This window comes from Rhizobacter sp., assembly GCF_035702065.1.
Classification (GTDB): domain Bacteria; phylum Pseudomonadota; class Gammaproteobacteria; order Burkholderiales; family Burkholderiaceae_C; genus Rhizobacter.
This window is the reverse complement of record NZ_DASSRA010000265.1, coordinates 1-5,631: the sequence shown is the minus strand read 5'-3', so window position 1 is coordinate 5,631 and position 5,631 is coordinate 1. Positions and strand designations below refer to the sequence as shown.

The window sequence follows — 5,631 nt, the reverse complement described above, 5'->3', positions numbered from 1 at the left end:
GCCAGCGTCACCAGCACCAGCGTGAGGCCGCCGGCCACGATGCCGAAGACGCCATCGAGCAAGGTGGGCGCCACCACACCGAAGAAGCCACCCAGGCCCTGGGCCACGTGTTCGATGGCGTGGTGCACCGGCGGCAGGCCGTGCGTGAGGATGCCGCCGCCCACAAGGAACATCGCCGCCGTGCCGGCGATGGTGAGGCCCTTCATCAGGTAGGGCGCGGCCTTGAGGATGCCGTTGCCCAGCGAGCGCAGCGCGCCGGCCTTGCGGCTGAGGTACAGGCCCAGGTCGTCGAGCTTCACGATGCCCGCCACCAGGCCGTAGACGCCGATGGTCATGGCAATGGCGATGCCGACCAGCACCGACACCTGCGTCACGAAGTTCGACGACGCCACCGTGCCCAGCGTGATCGCGATGATCTCCGCCGAGAGCACGAAGTCGGTGCGGATGGCGCCCTTGATCTTCTCCTTCTCCAGCGCCACGAGATCGACGTCGGGGTTCTGCAGTGCCTCGGTCAGCTCGGCGTGGTGGGCGCCGTCTTCGTCGCGGCTGTGCATCAGCTTGTGGGCGACCTTCTCGAAGCCTTCGAAGCACAGGAACAGGCCCCCCACCATCAGCAACGGCGTCACGGCCCAGGGCGCGAAGGCGCTGATGAGCAGCGCCGCCGGCACCAGGATGGCCTTGTTCATGGCCGAGCCCTTGGCCACGGCCCACACCACCGGCAGTTCGCGCTCGGCGCGCACGCCGGTGACCTGCTGGGCGTTCAGCGCCAGGTCGTCGCCCAGCACGCCGGTGGTCTTCTTGGCGGCGAGCTTGGTGAGCAAGGCCACGTCGTCGAGGACGGTGGTGATGTCGTCGAGCAGGGCGAGCAAGCTGGAAGCCATGGCGTGGGGTCTGCGGCAGTGAAGAAGGTGCACTGCAGCAAGACACGCGCCGTCAGCACGGCGCGCATGGTACGCGAGAGATTCAGCCTGGATTCAGGCCTTGACGTCGAGCAGCGAACCCAGCATCTCGTGCTCGACCTGCACGGTGCGCAGGTTGGCCTTGAAGGCGTAGAGCGAACTCATCTGCTCCACGGCCTCGGCGGCGAGGTCGGTGCCCTGGCCTTCGGACTGCGTGAGGCTGGTCGAGACGCCGCCGCCCTCCTGGGTGGCCTGCACCACCTGCTGGCGCTTGAAGGCCGGCGTGGCCGCATTGGCGACGTTGTGCGCCGACACGCTCAAGCGCACCGTGGCGGCGTTCATTCCGGAGAAGGCGATGGCGCTGATGGAGGTCATGTTGGGGGTCTCCTGCCAGGGCTATCGGCCGCCTGAACGGGAACTTGAGGGCTTTTTCAGCCGTTTTTCGATCAACCGAGCGCCAGAAACTCCACCCAGTTGCCGTCCGGGTCTTCGACCATGGCGATCTTCACCCCGGGGCGCAGCTCGCGCTCCTTCATCGCCACCTTGGCACCGGCGGCCACGCAGGCCTGCACCATCTCGCCCAGGTTGCTGACGGTCATGGTCCAGTAGCGGTAGCCGCTGCCGCCAGGGATGCCACCGGGCGCGGCGGGTGCGGCCACGGAGTCGAGCACCACCAGCTTGATCAGGCTCTCGCCGCACAGCATCTGGTGCATGGTGCCGCCGCCGGGCATGGGCATCTCGCGCAGGTACTTGAAGCCCAGCACGTCGCGGTAGAAGGCCAGCATGGCCGGGCCGTTGGTGGTGACGATGCCGAGGTCGATCGACTGCTTGGTGAGTTGGACGCCCATGTCGCTTCCTGTGGTGGAGGGGTGAGCGGCGACGGTAGCACCGGCCTTGCCACAGGCGTGACACCTTGTCGACAACGGGCCGCCAGGCATCCACCCGACATGGGAGAAACCCCGCCATCGGCCCGCCCAACTGCGCGTTTGTTGGCAAGTCGCGACGCCATCGACCCTTGGCGCAGCGCAGCAGGCCTGCGCTTTGCTCTATAACGCCGTGTTCCATTCCATCGAGCTGCCTTCCACGATGCCCTCACAAGACTTCGGCCCCTCGACCCAGCAGTCCGACACCTCCCTGGCCCGCGAGGCGCTGCCCTCCGGCACGCGTCTCGGCGGCTACCAGATCATCGATGTGCTGGGCCGTGGCGGCTTCGGCATCGTTTACCTGGCGCTCGACTCTTCCTTGCAGCGGCAGCTGGCGATCAAGGAGTACCTGCCGGCCGACTTGGCCACGCGGCGCGACGGCCCGCAGGTGGTGCTGAAGGCCGCCTCCGGGGCCGATGCCTTCGCCGCCGGCAAGGCCGCCTTCCTCGCCGAGGCGCGCCTGCTCTCGCGCCTGGAGCACCCTTCGCTGGCCCACGTGCACAGCTTCTGGGAAGAGAACGACACCGCCTACATGGTGATGCCCTACTACGAAGGCCACACGCTGGCTGCAGCCCTGGCCGCCCAGAAGCAGCCGCCCGACGAGGCCTGGCTGCGTGCGCTGCTCACGCCACTGCTCAGCGCGCTCCACGTGCTGCACAGCGCGCAGTGCTATCACCGCGACATCTCGCCCGACAACATCTTCATGCTGGCCGACGGCCGGCCGGTGTTGCTCGACTTCGCCGCCAGCAACCGCGTGGCCGGCGACGACGCGCTCGCGCTCGGCAAGCTGCTCAACCCGGCCTATGCACCGATCGAGCAGTACAGCGAATCGGCCACGCTGCCTCAAGGCCCCTGGACCGACCTGTACGCGCTGGCCAGCGTGCTGCACTTCGCCATCACCGGCCAGGCGCCGGTGCCCGCCCCGTTGCGCGTGAACCAGGATCCGCAACGCCCGCTGGCCGACACGGTGCGCGCACTGCAGGCACGCTTCCCTGGCTTGCACTACGACTACAGCGAGGCGTTTCTCGCCGGCATCGACAAGGCGCTCTCGGTGCGCCCGCGCGAACGGCCGCGCGACGTGGGCGACTTCCAGAAGATCCTGGACCGCGCGCCCCTGCAGGCGTCCATCCCGATCACACCCGAGCCGCGCCGAGAGCCGGTGTTCGACCCACCGCCTGTGCGCGAAGAGTGGTTCACCGCCAGCACCACACCACCGCACGCTGCGGCCGCCCCACCGCGGCGCAGCGCCTCGCTGTGGGTCGCGGCGCTGGGCATGCTGGCGCTCGCAGCCGTGGGCGGTTGGTGGTGGACGACGCAGATGCTGCCCGCGGCACCCACGCCGGTGGCCGCTGCCGCCGCCCCCATGGCGCCGGCCGCATCGGCGATGTCGGCGAGTGCGGTGGCATTGCCCGCCGAGCCCGCCGCGTCGGTGGCCGACCCCATCGCCAGCGCCCCCGCCGCTGCAGCGAGCGAGGCCGCACTGCCTGCATCGGCACCGGCCTCCGCCGTGGCGGCACCGCCTGCCGAACCGGCCTCTGCGGCTGAGGTGGTGGCCCTCGTCGAGACACCGGCCGAGCCGCCGGTGCGCAGCAAGAAGGCCAAGGCCGCGGCCTCTGCGCCTGCGGACGCCGAGACCCCACGCGCAGCCTGCGGCTCGCGCGCCAACTTCTCGCTCGTCTATTGCATGCAGCAGCAATGCAAGCGCACGAAGTTCGCGTACCACCCGCAGTGCATCGAGATGAAACAGCGCGGCGAGTTGTGAACCCCGCTCTTTACCTGGCAGCAACGTAAAGGCGTCAACACCGCCTCATCGCACGCCGTTGATCACCCGTGGGGGCCACCTTCCGGCGCCCAGGAGTGAAGACGATGAACAAGTCCGTCCAACGCCGCACGCTGGGCGTGCTGGCTGTTGTGCTGCTCACGCAAGCACTCAGCGCCTGCGTGGTGGTGCCGGTGCCCGCGCGCCGTGCCTACCCCGTGGTGGTCCAGCCCGGCTATGGTCCACCGCCGCCCTACTACTACGACCACCGCGGTCGCGACTGGCACCGATAGCCGCGCCCCGGCCGCAGGCCGCAGAATCGCAGTTCCGCCGCGCAGGTGCGGACTGCCCTTCTGAGAACACCATGGCCATCACGACCGCTGCCCTTGGACCACGCCGCATCGCCGACCTGCCGGGGCCGCGCGGCATACCGCTCCTCGGCAATGCCCTGCAGGTCAAGCTCAACCGCATTCACCTCGACGTCGAGCAATGGGCCCGTGAGTTCGGGCCTTTCTTCCGCTTCCGCCTCGGCAAGCTCCACGTGCTCGCGGTGAGCGACCACGAAGCCATCGCCGCCATGCTGAAAGACCGGCCCGACGGCTTTCGGCGCACCACGCGCCAGACCGTGGTCGGCATGGAGATGGGCTTCAAGCCCGGCCTCTTCGGCTCCGAAGGCCAGGCCTGGCGCGATCAGCGCCGCATGGTGATGGCCAGCTTCGCGCCGGGCCACGTGCGGGCCTACTTCCCCTCGCTGCTGAAGGTGACGCAGCGCCTGCGCGGGCGCTGGCAGATTGCCGCGCGCGCCGGCGCCACCATCCCGCTGCAGGAAGACCTGATGCGCTACACGGTGGACGGCGTGGCGGGCCTCGCCTTCGGCACCGACATGAACACGCTGCAGTCCGACGACGAGGTGATCCAGCAGCACCTCGACAAGATCTTTCCCGCGCTGTTCCGGCGCATCTTTGCGCGCTTCCCGTACTGGCGCTACGTGCGTCTCAAGGCCGACCGCGAGCTCGACCACAGCGTGATCGCCATCAACCAGGCCATCGCCGGCTTCATCGCCCAGGCACGCGAGCGCATGCGCGCCAACCCGGCCTTGCGCGAGCAGCCGAGCAACCTGCTCGAAGGCATGATCGCCGCCGCCGACCAGGGCGGCAGCGGCGTGAACGATGAACACGTGGCCGGCAATGTACTCACGATGCTGCTGGCCGGCGAAGACACCACGGCCAACACACTGGCCTGGATGATCTACCTGCTGCAGCGCAACCCGCAGGCCTTGCGGCGGGCCACCGAAGAAGTGCAGCGCGTGGCGCCCGACCCCGCTGCCTTCACGCCGGAGCAGATGGACCAGTTGCACTACGTCGACGCCTGCGCCGCCGAGACCATGCGGCTCAAGCCGGTGGCGCCCTTCATCGTGCTCGAAGCCTTGCACGACACCACGGTGCACGACGTGCAGGTGCCGAAGGGAAGCTTTGTGTGGTGCGTGATGCGGCACGACACGGTGAGCGCGGCGCACTTCCCCGATCCGCAGGCATTCAACCCGGCGCGCTGGCTGGAAGGTGTTGATCCGGCGCTCACGCCGACCTCGCCCAAGCGCGTGGCCATGCCCTTTGGCGCGGGGCCGCGGGTGTGCCCGGGGCGCTATCTCGCCATGCTGGAAATCAAGATGGCGATGGCGATGCTGCTCAGCAGCTTCGAGATCGATGGCGTGGGGACGCCGGATGGGGGGGAGGCGCGGGAGCGGATGGCGTTTGCGATGTCGCCGGTGGGGCTCACGATGCGGGTGAGGGAGCGGGCCATCCGGCCAGGCTGAGGCTCTTCCCTCTTCGCGCATCACCACCGCTCGGGCTGAGGTATCGAAGCCTTGAGGCGCTAGTCGCGTGGTTGTTTCTTCCTACTTCCCGCGGGTGCGCCGGGATATGCGCCCGGCGGCGCACCTTCTTTTCTTTGCTTGCCCAAAGAAAAGAAGGCAAAAGAAAGGGCACCCTGCTCGCCGGTCGGCCTAGGGCCGACTGCTCTGCGCTGCTCGGTCATGGGGGCTCGCGCCCAA

General features: G+C 68.7%; 6 protein-coding genes. 3 read left to right on the top strand and 3 right to left on the bottom strand.

Going from position 1 to position 5,631, the window contains the following annotated elements; translation table 11 throughout:
• From VFL64_RS12160 to VFL64_RS12150, 3 genes are all read right to left on the bottom strand, one after another.
• On the bottom strand, positions 1–881 hold an 881-nt coding region (locus tag VFL64_RS12160), incomplete at its 3' end, for a DUF808 domain-containing protein (RefSeq protein WP_489540640.1).
• Between the two features lie 93 nt (positions 882–974).
• Positions 975–1,274, bottom strand: coding sequence for a flagellar basal body rod protein (locus tag VFL64_RS12155; RefSeq protein ID WP_489540639.1), 300 nt, complete (start codon positions 1,272–1,274; stop codon positions 975–977).
• Positions 1,275–1,345: 71 nt separating this feature from the next.
• The gene (locus VFL64_RS12150; RefSeq protein ID WP_489540638.1) at positions 1,346–1,747 is read right to left on the bottom strand and encodes a VOC family protein; all 402 of its coding nucleotides are present in this window, start codon (positions 1,745–1,747) and stop codon (positions 1,346–1,348) included.
• 238 nt (positions 1,748–1,985) lie between these two features.
• Between VFL64_RS12150 and VFL64_RS12145 the strand changes: the two genes are divergently transcribed.
• The 3 genes from VFL64_RS12145 (at position 1,986) to VFL64_RS12135 (ending at position 5,394) form a co-directional block, all read left to right on the top strand.
• On the top strand, positions 1,986–3,584 hold the full coding sequence (locus tag VFL64_RS12145; protein WP_489540637.1) for a serine/threonine protein kinase: 1,599 nt from the start codon (positions 1,986–1,988) through the stop codon (positions 3,582–3,584).
• A gap of 104 nt (positions 3,585–3,688) precedes the next feature.
• Complete coding sequence (locus VFL64_RS12140; protein ID WP_489540636.1) at positions 3,689–3,874, top strand: hypothetical protein; 186 nt, start codon at positions 3,689–3,691, stop codon at positions 3,872–3,874.
• A gap of 71 nt (positions 3,875–3,945) precedes the next feature.
• Complete coding sequence (locus tag VFL64_RS12135) at positions 3,946–5,394, top strand: cytochrome P450 (RefSeq protein WP_489540635.1); 1,449 nt, start codon at positions 3,946–3,948, stop codon at positions 5,392–5,394.
• Positions 5,395–5,631 lie beyond the last annotated feature (237 nt).

Coding starts and splice junctions, on each gene's coding strand:
- VFL64_RS12155 (WP_489540639.1), bottom strand. CDS start 1,274: ATGACCTCCATCAGCGCCATCGCCTTCTCCGGAATGAACGCCGCCACG.
- VFL64_RS12150 (WP_489540638.1), bottom strand. CDS start 1,747: ATGGGCGTCCAACTCACCAAGCAGTCGATCGACCTCGGCATCGTCACC.
- VFL64_RS12145 (WP_489540637.1), top strand. CDS start 1,986: ATGCCCTCACAAGACTTCGGCCCCTCGACCCAGCAGTCCGACACCTCC.
- VFL64_RS12140 (WP_489540636.1), top strand. CDS start 3,689: ATGAACAAGTCCGTCCAACGCCGCACGCTGGGCGTGCTGGCTGTTGTG.
- VFL64_RS12135 (WP_489540635.1), top strand. CDS start 3,946: ATGGCCATCACGACCGCTGCCCTTGGACCACGCCGCATCGCCGACCTG.